This window comes from Algorimicrobium bowmanii (assembly GCF_054031195.1).
Map to the genome: position 1 here is coordinate 1,224,347 of NZ_CM132929.1, position 17,009 is coordinate 1,241,355.

Consider the following 17,009-nt stretch of genomic DNA (forward strand, 5'->3'; position numbering starts at 1 on the left):
TAATCACGAGGTTTCTTCTTGATAGGTATCGAGGTTCAGAAATTAAATCAAAACACTTTCAATGTACAATTCTAAAATAATCGGTTTAGGGCATTATGTGCCTGACAATGTTGTAACTAATGATGATCTGTCTAAATTAATGGACACAAATGATGCTTGGATTCAAGAGCGCACGGGTATAAAAGAACGTCGCTGGGTTGAAAAAGGCTCTGGGGATACAACTGCAACAATGGGAGTGAAAGCTGCTAAAGTAGCAATTGAACGTGCTGGAATAGATAAAGATGATATTGATTTTATAATTTTTGCAACTTTAAGTCCGGATATGTATTTTCCTGGACCAGGAGTGCAAGTTCAACATGCTTTAGATATAAAAACTGTTGGTGCTTTAGATGTTAGAAATCAGTGTTCAGGTTTTGTTTATGCTATCTCTGTTGCCGATAATTTTATTAAAACGGGTATGTATAAAAACATTTTAGTTATTGGAAGTGAATTGCACTCTCATGGATTAGATGTTACTACACGTGGCCGTGGTGTTTCTGTTATTTTTGGAGATGGAGCTGGAGCTGCAATCTTAACTAGAGAAGAAGATACTAGTAAAGGAATCTTATCAACTCATTTACACTCGCAAGGGGAGCATGCAGAAGAATTAGTATTAGTAGCACCTGGAATGGGGAAACGTTGGGTTAATGATATATTAGCCGATAATGACCCTTCTGATGAAAGTTACTACCCGCATATGAATGGGCAGTTCGTATTTAAAAATGCTGTTGTGCGTTTTAGCGAAGTTATTATGGAAGGTTTAGAAAAAAACAATCTACCTGTTGATGCTATAGATATGCTAATTCCACATCAAGCAAATCTGCGTATTTCTCAATTTATTCAGAAAAAATTTAGTTTAAAAGACGAACAGGTTTTTAATAACATTCAGAAGTATGGAAATACAACAGCCGCTTCTATTCCAATAGCTTTAACAGAAGCTTGGGAAGCAGGTAAAGTAAAAGAAGGAGATACAGTAGTATTAGCTGCTTTTGGTAGTGGTTTTACTTGGGGAAGTGTAATAATAAAATGGTAATTGTTAACGGATAATTGTTAGCAGTTGAAATGTAATATATAAAAAAACCCGGAGCAGTTATGCTTCGGGTTTTTTCCTAATTAACCAATTTAACTAACACTAAACTATTAAATAGTTTTAATGATTACTTAAAACTTATCACTTACATATATAGACGTGTAAAAGTTACTTTTATTTCATTGAAAAGTGTCTTTAACGTTCATTTAACAGAATAACGCAAAAACCCAAGTCATTAAACTTGGGTTTTTTATATCTAATAGTCACACATTAACACTAACCATCAACTATTACGTAGACTATTAAATACTATGTTACTATCTTTATAGACGTATATTTTTATAAAACGTTACGCTGTATACACGGTTTAACTCTAAATTAACACCTATGAATAAAAAAACCTTAGTAATTGGAGCTTCGTTAAAACCGAATCGCTATTCACATATAGCTATTAACAGGCTGGTAAGTTATAACCATGAAGTTGTAGCTATTGGTTTACGATCTGGTACTGTAGCAGGTATACCTATTGATACAGATCAAAAGCAATACCCTGACATTGATACCGTAACATTGTATTTAAACCCTAGTAGGCAAGAAGCGTATTACAATTATATAGTTTCCTTGAGTCCCAATCGTGTTATATTTAATCCAGGTACAGAAAATGCTGAATTTTATAAGCTATTAGATGCTACAGGTATCGATTATGAAATTGCTTGCACGTTAGTGTTGCTTTCTACGAATCAATATTAAACCTAAAAATGTAAGTAGTCCATTTACTATTAATATCTCGAAGCCAATTTTATAACCGTTAAATAATTGGGCAGAATACATATTAATGAAATAGGAAATAATAGGTGCTAATATGGCTATAATCCATACATATCTATCTTTAATTTCTGATTTCGTCAAAATTCCAAATGCAAATAAGCCTAATAATGGTCCGTAAGTGTAACCCGCAGCTTTAAATAATTCCCAGATAACAGAAACGTCTTTAAATAATGTGTCGAATACAATTATAACGGCTACTAGCACAATACTAACGGCTATATGTACCCGTTTTCTAATGGATTTCTGTTGTGGCTTAGGTTTTTTGTTTATTTCTATAATATCAATACAGAATGATGTTGTTAAAGATGTTAATGCTGAATCCGCACTAGAATAAGCGGCAGCTATTAATCCCAATATAAAAAATCCAGAAGTTACTAAGCCAATTTCGGGTAGCATAGCAATGGTTGGGAATAAATCGTCTTTGGTTGCAGTAATTCCATTTTTTTGTGCATATTCAGTAAGCATTAATCCTAATGCAAGAAATAAAATATTCACAAATATGAGTACGATACTGAACACAACCATGTTTTTCTGTGCATCTTTTAAGCTTCGGCAGGTTAGGTTTTTTTGCATCATATCTTGATCTAGACCGGTCATAGTAATTGTAATAAACATACCAGCTAAAAAACTTTTTATAAAAAACTGCGCATCGTTAGGGTTGTCTAGAAAGAAAACTTTACTCATGGTGTTGGCTTTAACGTGAGTATAAACGTCAGAAATTCCAATTAAATCCAGTTCGGAAGCCAAAAAAGATATCGTAACAATAACTGATATTAGCATAAACAATGTTTGTAGCGTGTCAGTAAAAATAATGGTCTTAATGCCGCCCTTAAAAGTATATAGCCAGATAAGTATAATGGTAAGGATAACGGTTATAGGGAAAGGAATCCCTAAGTTATCAAAAACAAGAAGCTGTAATACTTTAGCAACTAAAAATAACCTAAAGGCAGCTCCTACAGTACGCGATATTAAAAAAGCAACCGACCCCGTTTTATAGCTAGTTTTACCAAACCTATCTTTTAAGTAAGTGTAAATGGAAGTTAAATTCATCCGGTAATACAAGGGGAGGAGTACGTAAGCAATAACTAAATACCCGAAAAAGTATCCAAAAACAACCTGTAAATAGCCAAACTGTTTCGTTTCTACTGCGCCAGGCACCGATATAAAAGTAACACCGGATAAGGAGGCTCCAATCATACCAAAAGCAACCAAATACCATGGTGCCGATTTATTAGCTTTAAAGAATGCATCATTAGAATCTTCTTGTCCTGTGAAGTAGGAAATTAGGATTAAAACAACAAAATAGGCGACTATTAAAAAGATAATTTGCGTTGGGCTCATAATGGTATAAATATCTAGTGGCAAAATACAAATTACCATTGTATATGCAATTCTTAAATGTAAAATCGTAAATTCGCGGCTATGGAATTTTCATCGAAACTTTTAGAGAAATCTGTTAACGAAATGTCTCAATTACCAGGAATAGGTAAAAGAACGGCGTTACGATTGGTTTTACACCTTTTAAATCAGCCCGAGAATCAAACATTTCAATTGGTTGATGCTTTAAAAACAATGCGTTCAGATATTAAATTCTGTAAAAGTTGCCATAATATTAGTGATGTTGAAATTTGCGAAATTTGTGCAAACCCACACCGCTTAAGCCATGTAATTTGCGTTGTAGAAGATATTCGAGATGTAATGGCTATTGAGAATACTAGCTCATTTAAAGGTTTGTATCATGTTTTGGGAGGTAAAATTTCTCCTATGGACGGTATTGGGCCACAAGACCTAAATATTCAAACGTTAGTAGAAAAAGTAAAGCAAGGCGATGTTAAAGAGCTTATTTTTGCATTAGGTTCTACAATGGAAGGTGATACAACCAATTTTTATATTTATAGACAGATACAAGAATATAGCGTTGTAACCTCTACAATAGCTCGTGGAATTTCTGTTGGTAACGAATTAGAATACACGGATGAAATTACTTTAGGTCGAAGTATTGTTAATCGAATTCCTTTTGAAGCATCTCTAAAATCGTAAGTATTTGAAATTATCTGTAATTATATTAAATTATAACGTTCGTTATTTTTTGGAGCTATGCTTAAAGAGTGTTGAAAAAGCACTCGAAGGCATTGATGCCGAAATTATTGTAGTTGATAACCAATCACCTGATACCAGTTGTGAAATGGTTAAAAAGCTATTTCCAAACGTTAATTTAATCGAAAACCCTACGAACTCAGGGTTTTCTAAAGGGAATAATTTAGGCGTTAAACAAGCCAAAGGCGAATATTTATGTATTCTTAATCCAGATACAGTGGTTGCCGAAGATACTTTTAAGCTGTTGTTGGATTTTGCCGATAAGCAAACAAATCTCGGAATTGTAGGTTGCAGATTAATGGATGGTGTTGGTAAGTTTTTACCTGAAAGTAAAAGAAACATTCCCAAACCTATGGTTGCTTTAAAAAAGCTTTTAGGAAATCCTAATTGTTATTATGCCAATCAAATTGGAGAGTTTGAAATTGGGGAAGCAGCTATTTTTGTAGGCGCTTTTATGTTACTTCGAAAAACAGTTTATCTGGAAGTAGGTGGTTTAGATGAGGATTATTTCATGTACGGAGAGGATATTGATTTGTCGTATAAAATTTTAAAAGCAGGTTATAAAAATTATTATAACGGACAAACTACGTGTATTCATTATAAAGGAGAAAGTACTTTAAAAGATGCTAATTATGCCAAACGTTTTTATGGGGCAATGCAAATTTTTTATAAGAAACATTTTCAAAGTAACGCACTTTTTAATGAAGTAGTTTGGTTAGGAATTCGTGGTGCTTATATGATGCGTACTGTTCCAGCCGATGTGGTTTCGCAGTCTCAATCTTATGTAATTCAAACAACAGCATCATCACATATTTTGGAGTCAGTTTTAAAAAAGCCTGTTACATTGTCTGCTGATGTCACAAATATAAAGCCATTTACAGAAATTATATTTGATGCCAATAGTATGACCTACAAAGCTATTTTTCAGCAAATATCAAGATTTAAAACTGTTGAAGGGGTCTCTTTTAAGATCTTACCTAATATGTCAAACTTTATAATAGGAAGTAATAGTTCGCAAAATAGAGGGGAGATACAAGTATTAACAAAGAATTAAATAATAAAACTGCAAAGAATTCGATGATTTTTCATTAATTTTGCAGTCGAAAATAAAAAACATACGGTTTAGTTACAGATATGGCAAAATTTGAATTAAAGCTCCCTAAAATGGGAGAAAGTGTAGCAGAAGCAACCATTACATCTTGGTTAAAAGAAGTAGGCGACACTATTGAAGCGGACGAAGCGGTTTTAGAAATTGCAACGGATAAAGTAGATAGTGAGGTGCCTAGTGAAGTTGATGGCGTGTTAGTTGAAATGTTATTCAATGTGGACGATGTCGTTCAGGTTGGACAAACAATTGCTATTATAGAAACAGAGGGCGATTCAGCTACTGTTGAATCAGCTCCAAAATCAGAACCTGCAGCATCTGCTCCAGTTGCTGAGGTTGCTAAAACAGTTATTACTGCACAAGAAACAGTAGCAGCTGTAGAGTCTTCAGATGATCGCTTTTACTCTCCTTTAGTTAAGAATATAGCTAAGAAAGAAGGTGTGTCACAAAGTGAATTGGACGCTATTTCAGGAACAGGGAAAGATGGTCGTGTTACTAAGAATGATATTTTAAACTATTTAGAAAATCGTTCTAAGGCTCCAAAAGCAGCACCTGCTAAGCCTGCGGCACCAAAGCAAAAACAACAAGCAGCACCAGTTGTAGCTTCCGGTGATGATGAAATTATTGAAATGTCTAGAATGGGCAAATTAGTAGCGCATCATATGGTAGAGTCAGTTCAGACGTCTGCACATGTTCAGAGTTTTATTGAAGCCGATGTGACAAATGTTTGGAATTGGCGTAAGAAAGTTAAAGGTGAATTTGCTAAACGTGAAGGTGAAAATTTAACCTTTACACCTATTTTTATGGAAGCAATTGCTAAAGCTTTAAGAGATTTTCCAATGATGAATATCTCTATGCAAGGTGATACAATTATTAAAAAGAAACATATAAACCTAGGTATGGCAGCAGCTTTACCTGATGGGAATTTAATTGTGCCTGTTATTAAAGATGCAGATCAGTTAAACCTTGTTGGTATGACCAAAAAGGTTAATGATTTAGCTAACAGAGCCCGATTAAATAAATTAAAGCCAGATGATATTCAAGGTGGTACTTATACGGTAACTAATGTTGGTACATTTGGTAGTATTATGGGTACGCCAATCATCAATCAGCCACAAGTTGGTATATTAGCTCTTGGTGCTATTAGAAAAGTACCTGCTGTTGTTGAAACTCCAGAAGGTGATTTTATTGGTATCCGCTACAGAATGTTCTTATCGCACTCTTATGACCACCGTGTTGTAAATGGCGCGTTAGGTGGGCAATTTGTAAAAGCAGTAAAAGATTATTTAGAAGCTTGGGATTTAAACAGAGAAATCTAATAAGAGTTCTACATTATACAAAGGCACAATCTACCGATTGTGCCTTTTTTTTGCTTAATAATTAAGTGTTTGAAAATGTTGTTAAGGCTTTAAACTTGCATGTTTATGGTTTTTTCCGGACACCTGATAATAACTCCTGCTGTAAAGCTAGGTCGTTCTCAGAAGCCGCTTTATGTAATACAGAAATATCTCCTGTAGATTCTAAAACAACAGCTAGTACCTGATTAAAATTGGTAACATTTGCTTCACGTAGTTTGGCTATTAATTGAGATTTTTGAATGCGCGCATGCTTTAAATTGGTTTCAAAAATATAATCGTCCTTCATTAATAGGAGTGGTTTATTAGATATCAAATCGTTTATAAAAGAAAATCGTCTTTGTAAAAATGAAAAGATAAACGTTAAAATTAATAGGCTTGCAATAGCAGTGGCACCATGTGCAACACTTGTACTGGAAGTTAGGATGGTTGAAATGATACTACCAATGGCTATTGTAAATGCAAAATCGAAAGCAGTAAACTTTGCAAACGATCTGAGTCCAATTATCCGAGTTAATAGTATAACAATACAGAAAATTAAAAAGCTAGCCAAACAAGTCGTTAAAAGTGGGTCATCAAATTTATATATCCAGTCCATAGTAATAATGTTTAAGAGTTATACTTTTAAAAATACAAGGCTTTCTACTTAAACTTAGATGGTTCTAGATAAAATATGTGCTATATAACTAAATAGGTGTATGTTTTTTTTTCGTGAATGGCTTATATTAAGTAAGTTTCTTAAATCTCAAAGTTCTTTTATATTAATTCTATTTATCTTTGCCCAAAATTAAACCTATGAAACTTAATCTCACAAAACCTATTTGTTTTTTCGACCTAGAAACAACAGGAGTGAATATTACTTCCGATAGAATTGTTGAAATCGCTATCTTAAAAGTACATCCTAATGGTAAGGAAGAGTCTACACGTTGGTTGGTAAATCCGGAACGTCCGATACCTAAAGAAGTAACTGCTATTCATGGTATTTCAGACGAAGATGTGGCAAATGCACCTACATTTAAAGAGTTGGCAAAAGAGGTAACGCAGATAATAAAAGACGCTGACTTAGGAGGATTTAATTCTAATAGATTTGATATTCCGCTTTTAGCAGAAGAAATGCTTCGTGCAGATGAAGATTTTGATATGAAAAACCGTGTTTCTGTTGATGTACAGACTATTTTTCATAAAATGGAGAAGCGTACTTTAAGTGCTGCTTATAAGTTTTACTGTAACGAAACTTTAGAAGATGCTCACACGGCTGAAGCCGATACTATGGCAACATATGAGGTTCTTAAAGCGCAAATTTCTAAATATGACGACTTAGAAAATGATACTAAATTTTTAGCTGAATTTAGTTCTCATAAAAAGTTTGCCGATTTTGCCGGTTTTATAGCGTATACCAAAACAGGAGAAGAATGTTTCTCATTTGGTAAGCACAAAGGGAAATTAGTAACCGAAGTGTTAGAAAAAGAGCCAGGCTATTTTGGATGGTTGCTTAACGCCGATTTTCCTTTGTATACTAAAAAAGTACTTACAGCTATCAAGTTAAGAGCTTTTAATAATAAATTATCTTAGTAACTAAAACATACCTAAAACTAAAAATATACACCCATGAAACTGATTTGTATAGGTCGAAATTATACGGAGCATATTAAAGAGTTAGAAAATGAACGTCCTACAGATCCGGTTGTTTTTCTTAAGCCAGATACGGCTATTCTTTTAAAAAAACAGCCTTTCTTTATACCCGATTTTTCAAATGATGTTCATCACGAGGTGGAAGTTTTAGTTAAAATTAATAAAGTAGGAAAGTATATAGATAAGAAGTTTGCTCATAAGTATTATAGTGAAATAGGTTTGGGTATCGATTTTACAGCACGTGATTTACAGTCTCAACTAAAAGAAAAGGGATTGCCATGGGAAAAAGCTAAGAGTTTTGATGGTGCAGCTGTAATTGGTAAATGGCTTCCTAAAACGGATTTCGAAAACTTAAATGAATTAAACTTTTCACTTAAAAAAAATGATGAGCTTGTCCAAGAGGGTAATACCAGTCATATGCTTTGGAAAATAGATGAAATAATAGAATATGTTTCCAAATACTTTACTTTAAAGATTGGAGATATTATATTTACAGGAACACCAGCAGGAGTTTCTAAAGTAGTACCTAATGATCAATTAACTGGATATATAGAAAACCAGCAGATGTTTTCAATAATAGTAAAATAAATGGAAAAAAATTACAAACTATTTCGTGTACGAGAATTAGCAGATAATGATGAAGAGTTTATCGTTACACTTGCTGCTGCTTTTTTGGAGGAAGTTCCAGAGGATCTAGATAATCTAAAAAAAGCTGTAGATAAAAATGATTATTACTCAGCCTATCAAGCAGCTCATAAAATGAAGCCAACTGTAGATTTATTTGAGTTGGGAGTTTTAGACGATTTGATTGAAGTGCAAGACTGGGGTAAGTATGAAAAAACAGATACCGATATTTCTGATAGTTTAGCTAAAGTCGTTACAGCTATTGAAAGTTCTGTAGCCGAAATTAAAGCAGATTTTAGTTTATAATGCAAGCAGAAATAATTACAATCGGTGATGAGATTTTAATTGGTCAAATTGTAGATTCCAATTCAGCTTTTATCAGTAAGGCGTTAAATAAAATTGGAGTTTCAGTTTATCAAATAACATCCGTTCAAGATGATGCAGCGCATATTATAAAATCGCTTAAAGAAGCCGAAGAGAATGCCGATATTATTATTATAACAGGTGGTTTAGGCCCAACAAAAGATGATATAACTAAAAAAACGATCTGTGATTATTTTCAAGATCATTTAGTTCAAAATGATGCTGTTTTAAAAAATATTGAGCGTATTTGGGAAGAACAAATTAAAAAACCGTTATCCCAGGTGAATATCGATCAGGCTTTGGTACCAAGTAAAGCACAAGTTTTAATGAATAAGGAGGGAAGTGCTCCAGGTATGTGGATGGAAAAAAATAATAAGATTTTTATTTCCTTACCAGGTGTGCCTTATGAAATGAAAGCTTTAATTGATGGAGCGGTAATTCCAAAATTGCGTACAGAATATAATTACCCCTACATTAAGCACGTTACAGTTTCTACTCACGGTTTGGGAGAAAGCTCAGTAGCAGAACGTTTAGAACAATGGGAGGATAATTTGCCCGATTTTATAAAATTAGCATACCTACCCGGTTTAGGACGCGTAAGATTGCGTTTGTCTGCAAAAGCTATGAATAAAAACATGGTTGAAACAGAGATGAAAGCGCAAGTAGAAACCTTGTTGCCGCAAATTGAAGATATTTTTGTCGGTTTTGAAACCGATGCTTCTATGGAGGTTTTAATAGGCAAACAATTAACCGATTTAGGAAAAACGCTTTGTACTGCCGAGAGTTGTACAGGAGGTAAACTTGCTCAATTATTTACAAAAAAAGCTGGTGCATCTAACTTTTTTAAAGGAAGTGTAGTCAGTTATGCTACCGACGCTAAAATAGATATTCTAAATGTGCCACAAGCATTAATAAGCGCTCATTCGGTTGTTAGTAGTGAGGTAGCGGAAGCCATGGCTAAAAATGCACGTGAATTATTTAAAACGGATTATGCTATAGCTACAACCGGTAATGCGGGACCTGAAAAAGGGGAGTCAGATGCGGAAGTCGGAACCGTTTTTGTGGCAATGGCTACAAAAAATGATGTTTATTCCGAAAAAATGATGCTCGGAAACCACCGCGGAAAAGTAATTATGAAAGCCGTAAACAAGGCTTTTGAAATGATTCAAAAAGAAATTTTAAAAAACTAACGAATTTAGTTTGTTGATATTATAAAGATTTACTAAATTTGCAGCCTGTTTTGAAACGTGTGTTTTAAAATAGTCGAAATAACACTTTTAAAGAGATAGAACAATGTCAAGAGTTTGTGAACTTACAGGAAAGAAAGCCATGGTTGGAAACAACGTGTCTCACGCAATGAATAAAACAAAGCGTAAATTTGATGCAAATCTAATTAAAAAACGTTTTTACATTCCAGAAGAAGATAAGTGGGTAACCTTAAAAGTTGCTGCATCAACATTAAAGACTATTAACAAGATAGGTATTACTGCTGCTTTAAAGGAAGCAAAAGCAAAAGGATTTATTAAGTAATAGGCTTATTATAAAAATATAGTACAATGGCAAAGAAAGGTAACAGAATACAAGTAATATTAGAGTGCACTGAGCACAAAGAGTCTGGTAAACCAGGAACTTCAAGATATATTACAACAAAGAACAAGAAGAATACACCAGATAGAATGGAGATTAAGAAATTTAATCCAATTCTTAAGCGTATGACTGTTCATAAAGAAATTAAGTAATTAGAGATTTTACTTCTGTAAAATTTCAAATAACAAAAATCACATTTTCACAATAGTGGAAATGTCTTAAAAAGCATTTAGACATGGCAAAGAAATCAGTAGCATCGTTACAAACAGGATCTAAAAGATTAACAAAAGCTATCAAAATGGTAAAGTCTCCTAAAACGGGATCTTACATGTTTGTAGAATCTGTTATGGCTCCAGAATTTGTAAAAGATTGGTTAGCTAAACAATAAGTTTTCTAACACTTTAAAATATTCAAGCTGCTTTCTGTACAAGGAAGCAGCTTTTTGTTTTATCTTTATAGACGAATGACAAAAGTGCAGTTTGTTAATTTAGGCAAGACTTTTGGTAATCAATTTGTATAGAAATTAAAGACAATGAGTTTTTTTAAAAAAATATTTTCTTCAGAAAAAAAAGAAACCCTAGATAAAGGATTAGAAAAATCTAAAACTTCATTTTTAGGTAAACTAAGTAAGGCTGTAGCTGGAAAGTCTAAAGTGGATGATGAAGTCCTTGATAATCTAGAAGAAATCCTTGTAAGTAGTGATGTAGGGGTTAATACCACTTTAAAAGTTATCGATCGTATTGAGGCTCGTGTAGCTAAAGATAAGTACTTAGGTACCGATGAGCTTAATAGAATTCTAAGAGAGGAAATAGCGGGACTTTTAAGTGAAACTAATTCTGGTGAAGAAACAGAATATATCATTCCAGCAAACAAAAAACCATATGTTTTGATGGTTGTTGGAGTTAATGGGGTTGGTAAAACAACAACTATTGGAAAACTTGCTTATCAGTTTAAAAAGCAAGGTTTGAAAGTTGTCTTAGGTGCAGCCGATACGTTTAGAGCCGCTGCAATAGATCAGCTTCAGGTTTGGGCCGATCGCGTAGATGTGCCGATGATACGCCAAGAAATGGGGTCTGATCCGGCTTCTGTAGCATTCGACGCTTTACAGTCAGGCGTTAATCAAGATGCCGATGTTATTATTATTGATACAGCTGGACGTTTGCATAATAAAGTTAATTTAATGAACGAGTTAACCAAGGTAAAACGTGTTATGCAAAAAGTAGTAGGCGATGCGCCTCACGATGTATTACTTGTTTTAGATGGTTCAACCGGTCAAAATGCTTTCGAGCAAGCAAAACAATTTACAGCTGCTACCGAAGTAACTTCTTTAGCTGTAACTAAATTAGACGGTACTGCAAAAGGTGGTGTTGTAATTGGTATTTCTGATCAGTTTCAAATTCCTGTTAAATATATAGGAGTTGGTGAAGGTATTGAGGATTTACAAGTTTTCAATAAATATGAATTTGTTGATAGTTTCTTTAAATAAGAGTACTTAACGCATAAAAAAAGCCTTAAAACATCTGTTTTAAGGCTTTTTCTGTTTTTATAGATATGCTGTTTTTTATTCAGCAGTAACAGTTACGGGACCTACCCAGTCACTAAATCCATTACTACCACCACAATTAGCGCGGATGTAAAAATCATAAGCTTGACCTGATACCATATCAAAATACGATAACCTTACAGGTTCATAAGATGTAGCAATAGTATTGTTCGCAGAAAATGCTGTTCCAGCAGGAACCACTGTTATTTCCCAACTGTTTTGAAAGTCTGCATAACTCCATGTGAAATCAAAATAGTGGTCTCCAGATAAACGGCCATTCCCTGATGAGTAAAAATCTGTTGGGTCAATACAGTTTTCATTAAAAGGCGTTTCTAATGTGTTTAATGTAATTGGTCCCGTCCATGCACTATAACCCGAGTTTTCACAAATGTTACGTACATAAAAATCGTATGCTGTACCAGCATTTAAATTTTCAACTCGTTTATAACTTGGGTAAATTTCGTCATTTACAGTTATTACATTCGCATTATCTACTGTAATGCCTTCTATACCGTAAGCAACTTGTGAACCATCAAAGGCACCATTACTCCAATTTATATCAATGTAGTTATGTGTTGCTAAATCAGAATATAAAGCTGAAGGTACATTACAATGTGGGTTTTCTTCAAGTGTAACAAATGAATAAGGTCCAGCCCAATCGCTATACCTATTTGTGCTATTGCAAAATACTCTTGTATAAAATGCATATTGAGTCTGGGGTTGTAAGTCTGTGACTTCTGCATATGTATTCGGAACAGTTAATACAGTTCCAGAACCTAAAGTAAATCCTTGGGTACTGTATTGCACTTGGTAAAGTGACGAATTTGCTCTAGAAGCCCATTGCAATGTAACATTTGTGTTACTTAAATTGGTAACACCTAATTCAATTGGCTTAGCACAACCATTGCTAGATGATGAATCTGAATCATCACTACCTGAACAGCTAAAAATTGCTATACAAATAGCAAATAATAAAATGATTTTTCTCATTATTAGGGGGATAAAAAATTAATAGGTGGCGAATATATAAATAGCTTTCTTAAATATTACTATTGCAATTCGTTTAAATTTTTGCTATAATCTTTTTAAAGGTAGTATCTTTGCACCCTGAAATTTAGTTATGAGAACAAAAACGCTTAAAAAGAATAAGATCAATGTAGTAACACTTGGTTGTAGTAAAAATGTTTACGACAGTGAGGTTTTAATGGGGCAACTAAAGGCTAGTGGTAAGGATGTTGCACATGAAGAGGAAGGAAATGTTGTGGTAATTAATACCTGCGGTTTTATTAATAATGCCAAAGAAGAGAGTGTGAATACTATTTTAGAATTCATGCAGAAAAAAGAAGCAGGTGAAGTTGATAAGGTTTTTGTTACAGGCTGTTTAAGTGAACGCTATAAGCCAGACTTACAAGCTGAAATCCCCAATGTGGATCAATATTTTGGAACTACGGAATTACCTGGGCTTTTAAAAGCTTTAGGTGCCGATTATAAACACGAATTAATAGGGGAGCGTTTAACAACTACACCAAAAAATTATGCATACTTAAAAATTGCTGAAGGTTGTGATCGTCCTTGTAGTTTTTGTGCTATACCGTTAATGCGTGGTAAGCATAAGAGTACACCTATTGAAGATTTAGTTATTGAAGCCGAAAAATTAGCAGCAAACGGTGTTAAAGAACTTATTTTAATAGCTCAAGATTTAACTTACTACGGTTTAGATTTATATAAAAAGCGTAACCTTGCGGAGTTGTTAGAAGCTTTAGTTAAGATTGAAGGCATCGAGTGGATTCGTTTACATTATGCTTTTCCAACTGGTTTTCCTATGGATGTGTTAGATGTCATGAATAGAGAGCCTAAGGTTTGTAATTACTTAGATATTCCGCTTCAGCATATTTCAGATGATATTCTTAAAAGTATGCGCCGTGGAACAACTCACGAAAAAACGACAAAGTTATTAAAGGAGTTTAGAAAGGCTGTGCCTGAAATGACAATTCGTACAACTTTAATTGTTGGGTACCCAGGAGAAACAGAAGCACATTTTCAAGAGTTAAAGGAATGGGTGAAAGCTATGCGTTTTGAACGCTTAGGGTGTTTTACCTATAGTCATGAGGAAAATACACATGCTTTTAATTTAGTTGATGATGTTCCTGAAGAAACAAAATTAGCTCGAGCAAATGAAATTATGGAAATTCAATCGCAAATTTCATGGGAACTAAATCAAGCTAAAATAGGTCAGGAGTTTAAAGTTATAATAGATAGAAAAGAAGGTGAGTATTTTGTGGGACGTACGGAGTTTGATTCGCCAGACGTAGATAATGAAGTACTTATTGATGCAACTAAAACGTATTTAAAAACAGGAGAATATGCGCAAGTTGTTATAACAGAAGCAGCAGATTTCGATTTATATGCTGAAGTTGTTGTTGCTTAAATAAAACAATTCAAACGGTAATATATACACAGCGTCTGCTTATTTAAGCAGACGCTGTTTTTTTGGACTTTAGCCATGTATGGTTTCTGATTTGCCGTAGTTCTGAATAACTTCAGCTTCAAAATCAATAAGTTCTTTCCAGCGTTTGTCTACATCAATATCTTGTCCGTATTTTCTAGCAAAACTTATAAATAAGGTATAATGCCCAGCTTCGCTTATCATTAATTCATGATAAAATTTAGCAAGTTCTTTATCTTTAATATTTTGGGATAAAACTTTAAACCGCTCACAACTTCTTGCTTCAATCATAGCGGAAAACAGAAGTCTGTCTACCATAGCTTGTAGGCGACTACCACCTTTATTCATAAACTTGTAAAGTTCATTTACATAACTGTCTTTGCGTTCCCTGCCTAGTTTATATCCACGTTCTTTAATAATATTGTGTACCATTTCAAAATGCTCTAACTCTTCTTTAGCTAAAGCTAACAAGTCTGTTACTAAGTCGGTGTATTCAGAGTTCAAAGTTATTATGGTAATCGCGTTAGTGGCTGCTTTTTGTTCACACCAAGCATGATCAGTTAATATTTCTTCTAAATTGGATTCCGCGATATTTGCCCATCGAGGATCTGTGGCTAATTTTAAACCTAACATAAAATTACTTTTTTTGTAAATATAAGTAATCTTTCTAGCGCTTGTATTCATATATTTTAAGTTATTTTTAAGACTAGAAATACTATCTTTACTTTTTTATAAAATAGCAACACCTCACTATGCCAACAGATTGTATACCGTTTAGAGAAACCAATTATTTTTCAGAACTTATTTGCGATTATTTAGATGAAAAAGAAAGTTTAAGACCTTTTTATAATCGCTTCCCAACATTAGAAAATTTTAAAGCTCAAATAGTGGAAAAACAGTTAGCATATAAAAAAAATACCCGTTCGGTTCTGGTTTCTAGTTTAAAAGACCAATATCAAAATACCGAGGCTTCCAAATTAACACTTGCTAATATTCAGGCATTAGAAGAGGCTACTACTTTTACAGTTACAACAGGTCACCAGTTAAATATATTTACAGGTCCACTTTACTTTTTCTATAAAATTATTTCAACCATAAACTTGTGTAGGGAGTTAAGCGAAAAATACCCAACTTATAATTTTGTGCCGGTTTATTGGATGGCTACAGAAGATCATGATTTTGAAGAAATAAATTATTTCAATTTTAAAGGGAAAAAAGTACAATGGAGTCGAGATACGTCAGGACCAGTTGGTCCGTTGGACCTTGAAGGTTTTGATAAAGTTTTTGAAGTATTCGCAGGCCAACTTCCAAAAAGTATTAATGCTAAGAAATTAGCAATACTCTTTGAGCAAGCTTATGTTTCGCATACAACCTTAACTGAAGCTATGCGTTTCTTAGTTAATGCTTTATTTACAGAATATGGTTTAGTTATTTTAGATGGAAACGATAAAGCCTTGAAAAGAGAATTTATCCCTTTTGTAAAAGACGAACTCTCAAAACAGTCTTCTTTTGAAAAGGTTTCTGAAACCAATAATAAACTTAATAAGGTCTCAGACAATTATAAAATTCAAGTAAACCCAAGAGAAATAAATTTATTTTACATCAAAAATGGTTTGCGAGAGCGTATAGTTGAATCCGAAGGTGTTTATCATGTATTGAATACAGATATTTCTTGGAGTGAGTCAGAAATTTTAGAGGCTGTAGATTCGCAACCAGAATGCTTTAGTCCTAATGTAATTATGCGTCCGTTATTTCAGGAGGTTGTATTACCTAATTTATGTTACATTGGAGGTGGTGGTGAATTGGCTTATTGGTTTCAATTAAAATCTAACTTTATAGCTCAAAGTGTGCCTTTTCCAATGTTGTTATTAAGAAACTCCGTTTTAATAACAACCACAAAGCAACAAGAAAAATTAACTAATTTAGGATTAGAAAATAAAGATTTGTTTTTAAAACAGTCTGATTTGTTTACCAAGATAACTAAAGAGATTTCTGATGTTAATATTGATTTTTCCGATCAGAAAAAGTTTTTAAAAGCACAGTTTAAAGATTTATATAAAATAGCAGAACAAACAGATGCTTCTTTTTTAGGAGCAGTAGCGGCTCAAGAAAAAAAGCAAATACACGGATTAGATAATCTTGAAAAGCGTTTGTTAAAAGCTCAAAAGCGAAAACTTTCAGATATTTTAGAGCGTGTACGATTGCTTCAGGACGATTTATTTCCTAATCAAAGTTTGCAAGAGCGACAAATCAATTTTTCTACATATTATTTAGAGTTTGGTGAGCAATTAATTGAGCAGTTAGTGTTAAATTTGCACCCTTTAAAAAAAGAGTTTTTAATACTAAATTTAGAGTAGTCC

General features: G+C 33.5%; 19 protein-coding genes. 15 read left to right on the forward strand and 4 right to left on the reverse strand.

Translation table 11 applies throughout. From position 1 onward, the window contains the following. Nucleotides 1–61 precede the first annotated feature (61 nt). The gene (locus ACW5R3_RS05375) at nucleotides 62–1,072 is read left to right on the forward strand and encodes a 3-oxoacyl-ACP synthase III family protein (RefSeq protein ID WP_456578586.1); all 1,011 of its coding nucleotides are present in this window, start codon (nucleotides 62–64) and stop codon (nucleotides 1,070–1,072) included. A 384-nt stretch (nucleotides 1,073–1,456) separates the two neighbouring features. Further along, nucleotides 1,457–1,819: a CoA-binding protein gene (locus tag ACW5R3_RS05380; protein ID WP_456578587.1), complete on the forward strand. Its 363-nt coding sequence runs from the start codon at nucleotides 1,457–1,459 to the stop codon at nucleotides 1,817–1,819. On the opposite strand, the gene ACW5R3_RS05385 is transcribed toward ACW5R3_RS05380, so the two are convergent. Then, nucleotides 1,790–3,238, reverse strand: a complete 1,449-nt coding sequence (locus ACW5R3_RS05385; protein ID WP_456578588.1) for a sodium:solute symporter — start codon at nucleotides 3,236–3,238, stop codon at nucleotides 1,790–1,792. The genes ACW5R3_RS05380 and ACW5R3_RS05385 overlap by 30 nt on opposite strands. Before the next feature lie 81 nt (nucleotides 3,239–3,319). Here ACW5R3_RS05385 and recR point away from each other — a divergent pair, with 81 nt between their 5' ends. The 3 genes from recR to ACW5R3_RS05400 all read left to right on the forward strand — a co-directional run bounded on the left by recR (nucleotide 3,320) and on the right by ACW5R3_RS05400 (nucleotide 6,418). Continuing rightward, nucleotides 3,320–3,937 carry a recombination mediator RecR gene (recR, locus tag ACW5R3_RS05390; protein WP_456578589.1) on the forward strand — a complete coding sequence of 206 codons (618 nt, stop codon included), beginning with the start codon at nucleotides 3,320–3,322 and terminating at the stop codon, nucleotides 3,935–3,937. 4 nt (nucleotides 3,938–3,941) lie between these two features. Beyond that, nucleotides 3,942–5,048 (forward strand): glycosyltransferase family 2 protein, encoded by a 1,107-nt coding sequence (locus ACW5R3_RS05395; protein WP_456578590.1) that lies wholly within the window; start codon nucleotides 3,942–3,944, stop codon nucleotides 5,046–5,048. A gap of 80 nt (nucleotides 5,049–5,128) precedes the next feature. Further along, nucleotides 5,129–6,418 (forward strand): dihydrolipoamide acetyltransferase family protein, encoded by a 1,290-nt coding sequence (locus ACW5R3_RS05400; protein WP_456578591.1) that lies wholly within the window; start codon nucleotides 5,129–5,131, stop codon nucleotides 6,416–6,418. A gap of 103 nt (nucleotides 6,419–6,521) precedes the next feature. On the opposite strand, the gene ACW5R3_RS05405 is transcribed toward ACW5R3_RS05400, so the two are convergent. Beyond that, nucleotides 6,522–7,052, reverse strand: a complete 531-nt coding sequence (locus ACW5R3_RS05405) for a DUF421 domain-containing protein (RefSeq protein ID WP_456578592.1) — start codon at nucleotides 7,050–7,052, stop codon at nucleotides 6,522–6,524. Between the two features lie 197 nt (nucleotides 7,053–7,249). Here ACW5R3_RS05405 and ACW5R3_RS05410 point away from each other — a divergent pair, with 197 nt between their 5' ends. The 8 genes from ACW5R3_RS05410 to ftsY all read left to right on the forward strand — a co-directional run bounded on the left by ACW5R3_RS05410 (nucleotide 7,250) and on the right by ftsY (nucleotide 12,146). Continuing rightward, nucleotides 7,250–8,026 carry an exonuclease domain-containing protein gene (locus ACW5R3_RS05410; protein WP_456578593.1) on the forward strand — a complete coding sequence of 259 codons (777 nt, stop codon included), beginning with the start codon at nucleotides 7,250–7,252 and terminating at the stop codon, nucleotides 8,024–8,026. Between the two features lie 36 nt (nucleotides 8,027–8,062). Then, the gene (locus ACW5R3_RS05415) at nucleotides 8,063–8,674 is read left to right on the forward strand and encodes a fumarylacetoacetate hydrolase family protein (protein WP_456578594.1); all 612 of its coding nucleotides are present in this window, start codon (nucleotides 8,063–8,065) and stop codon (nucleotides 8,672–8,674) included. Then, on the forward strand, nucleotides 8,675–9,016 hold the full coding sequence (locus ACW5R3_RS05420) for an Hpt domain-containing protein (RefSeq protein WP_456578595.1): 342 nt from the start codon (nucleotides 8,675–8,677) through the stop codon (nucleotides 9,014–9,016). It abuts the gene before it with no gap. After that, nucleotides 9,016–10,263 carry a competence/damage-inducible protein A gene (locus tag ACW5R3_RS05425; protein ID WP_456578596.1) on the forward strand — a complete coding sequence of 416 codons (1,248 nt, stop codon included), beginning with the start codon at nucleotides 9,016–9,018 and terminating at the stop codon, nucleotides 10,261–10,263. Before ACW5R3_RS05420 ends, ACW5R3_RS05425 begins: the two co-directional genes overlap by 1 nt. Before the next feature lie 103 nt (nucleotides 10,264–10,366). Further along, nucleotides 10,367–10,603, forward strand: coding sequence for a 50S ribosomal protein L28 (gene rpmB / locus ACW5R3_RS05430; RefSeq protein WP_456578597.1), 237 nt, complete (start codon nucleotides 10,367–10,369; stop codon nucleotides 10,601–10,603). A gap of 26 nt (nucleotides 10,604–10,629) precedes the next feature. Next, nucleotides 10,630–10,812 (forward strand): 50S ribosomal protein L33, encoded by a 183-nt coding sequence (rpmG, locus tag ACW5R3_RS05435; protein WP_072764828.1) that lies wholly within the window; start codon nucleotides 10,630–10,632, stop codon nucleotides 10,810–10,812. Between the two features lie 83 nt (nucleotides 10,813–10,895). Further along, nucleotides 10,896–11,048, forward strand: a complete 153-nt coding sequence (locus ACW5R3_RS05440; protein WP_456578598.1) for a DUF4295 domain-containing protein — start codon at nucleotides 10,896–10,898, stop codon at nucleotides 11,046–11,048. Between the two features lie 144 nt (nucleotides 11,049–11,192). After that, nucleotides 11,193–12,146, forward strand: a complete 954-nt coding sequence (ftsY, locus tag ACW5R3_RS05445; protein WP_456578599.1) for a signal recognition particle-docking protein FtsY — start codon at nucleotides 11,193–11,195, stop codon at nucleotides 12,144–12,146. Between the two features lie 75 nt (nucleotides 12,147–12,221). Here ftsY and ACW5R3_RS05450 read toward each other — a convergent pair whose 3' ends face one another. Further along, nucleotides 12,222–13,193 (reverse strand): fibronectin type III domain-containing protein, encoded by a 972-nt coding sequence (locus ACW5R3_RS05450; protein WP_456578600.1) that lies wholly within the window; start codon nucleotides 13,191–13,193, stop codon nucleotides 12,222–12,224. Nucleotides 13,194–13,323: 130 nt separating this feature from the next. Between ACW5R3_RS05450 and rimO the strand changes: the two genes are divergently transcribed. Beyond that, on the forward strand, nucleotides 13,324–14,631 hold the full coding sequence (gene rimO, locus ACW5R3_RS05455; RefSeq protein ID WP_456578601.1) for a 30S ribosomal protein S12 methylthiotransferase RimO: 1,308 nt from the start codon (nucleotides 13,324–13,326) through the stop codon (nucleotides 14,629–14,631). A 69-nt stretch (nucleotides 14,632–14,700) separates the two neighbouring features. Here the strand turns inward: rimO and miaE are convergent, their stop codons facing one another. Beyond that, nucleotides 14,701–15,282 carry a tRNA isopentenyl-2-thiomethyl-A-37 hydroxylase MiaE gene (gene miaE, locus ACW5R3_RS05460; RefSeq protein ID WP_456578808.1) on the reverse strand — a complete coding sequence of 194 codons (582 nt, stop codon included), beginning with the start codon at nucleotides 15,280–15,282 and terminating at the stop codon, nucleotides 14,701–14,703. Nucleotides 15,283–15,401: 119 nt separating this feature from the next. Between miaE and bshC the strand changes: the two genes are divergently transcribed. Then, complete coding sequence (bshC, locus tag ACW5R3_RS05465) at nucleotides 15,402–17,006, forward strand: bacillithiol biosynthesis cysteine-adding enzyme BshC (RefSeq protein ID WP_456578602.1); 1,605 nt, start codon at nucleotides 15,402–15,404, stop codon at nucleotides 17,004–17,006. Nucleotides 17,007–17,009 lie beyond the last annotated feature (3 nt).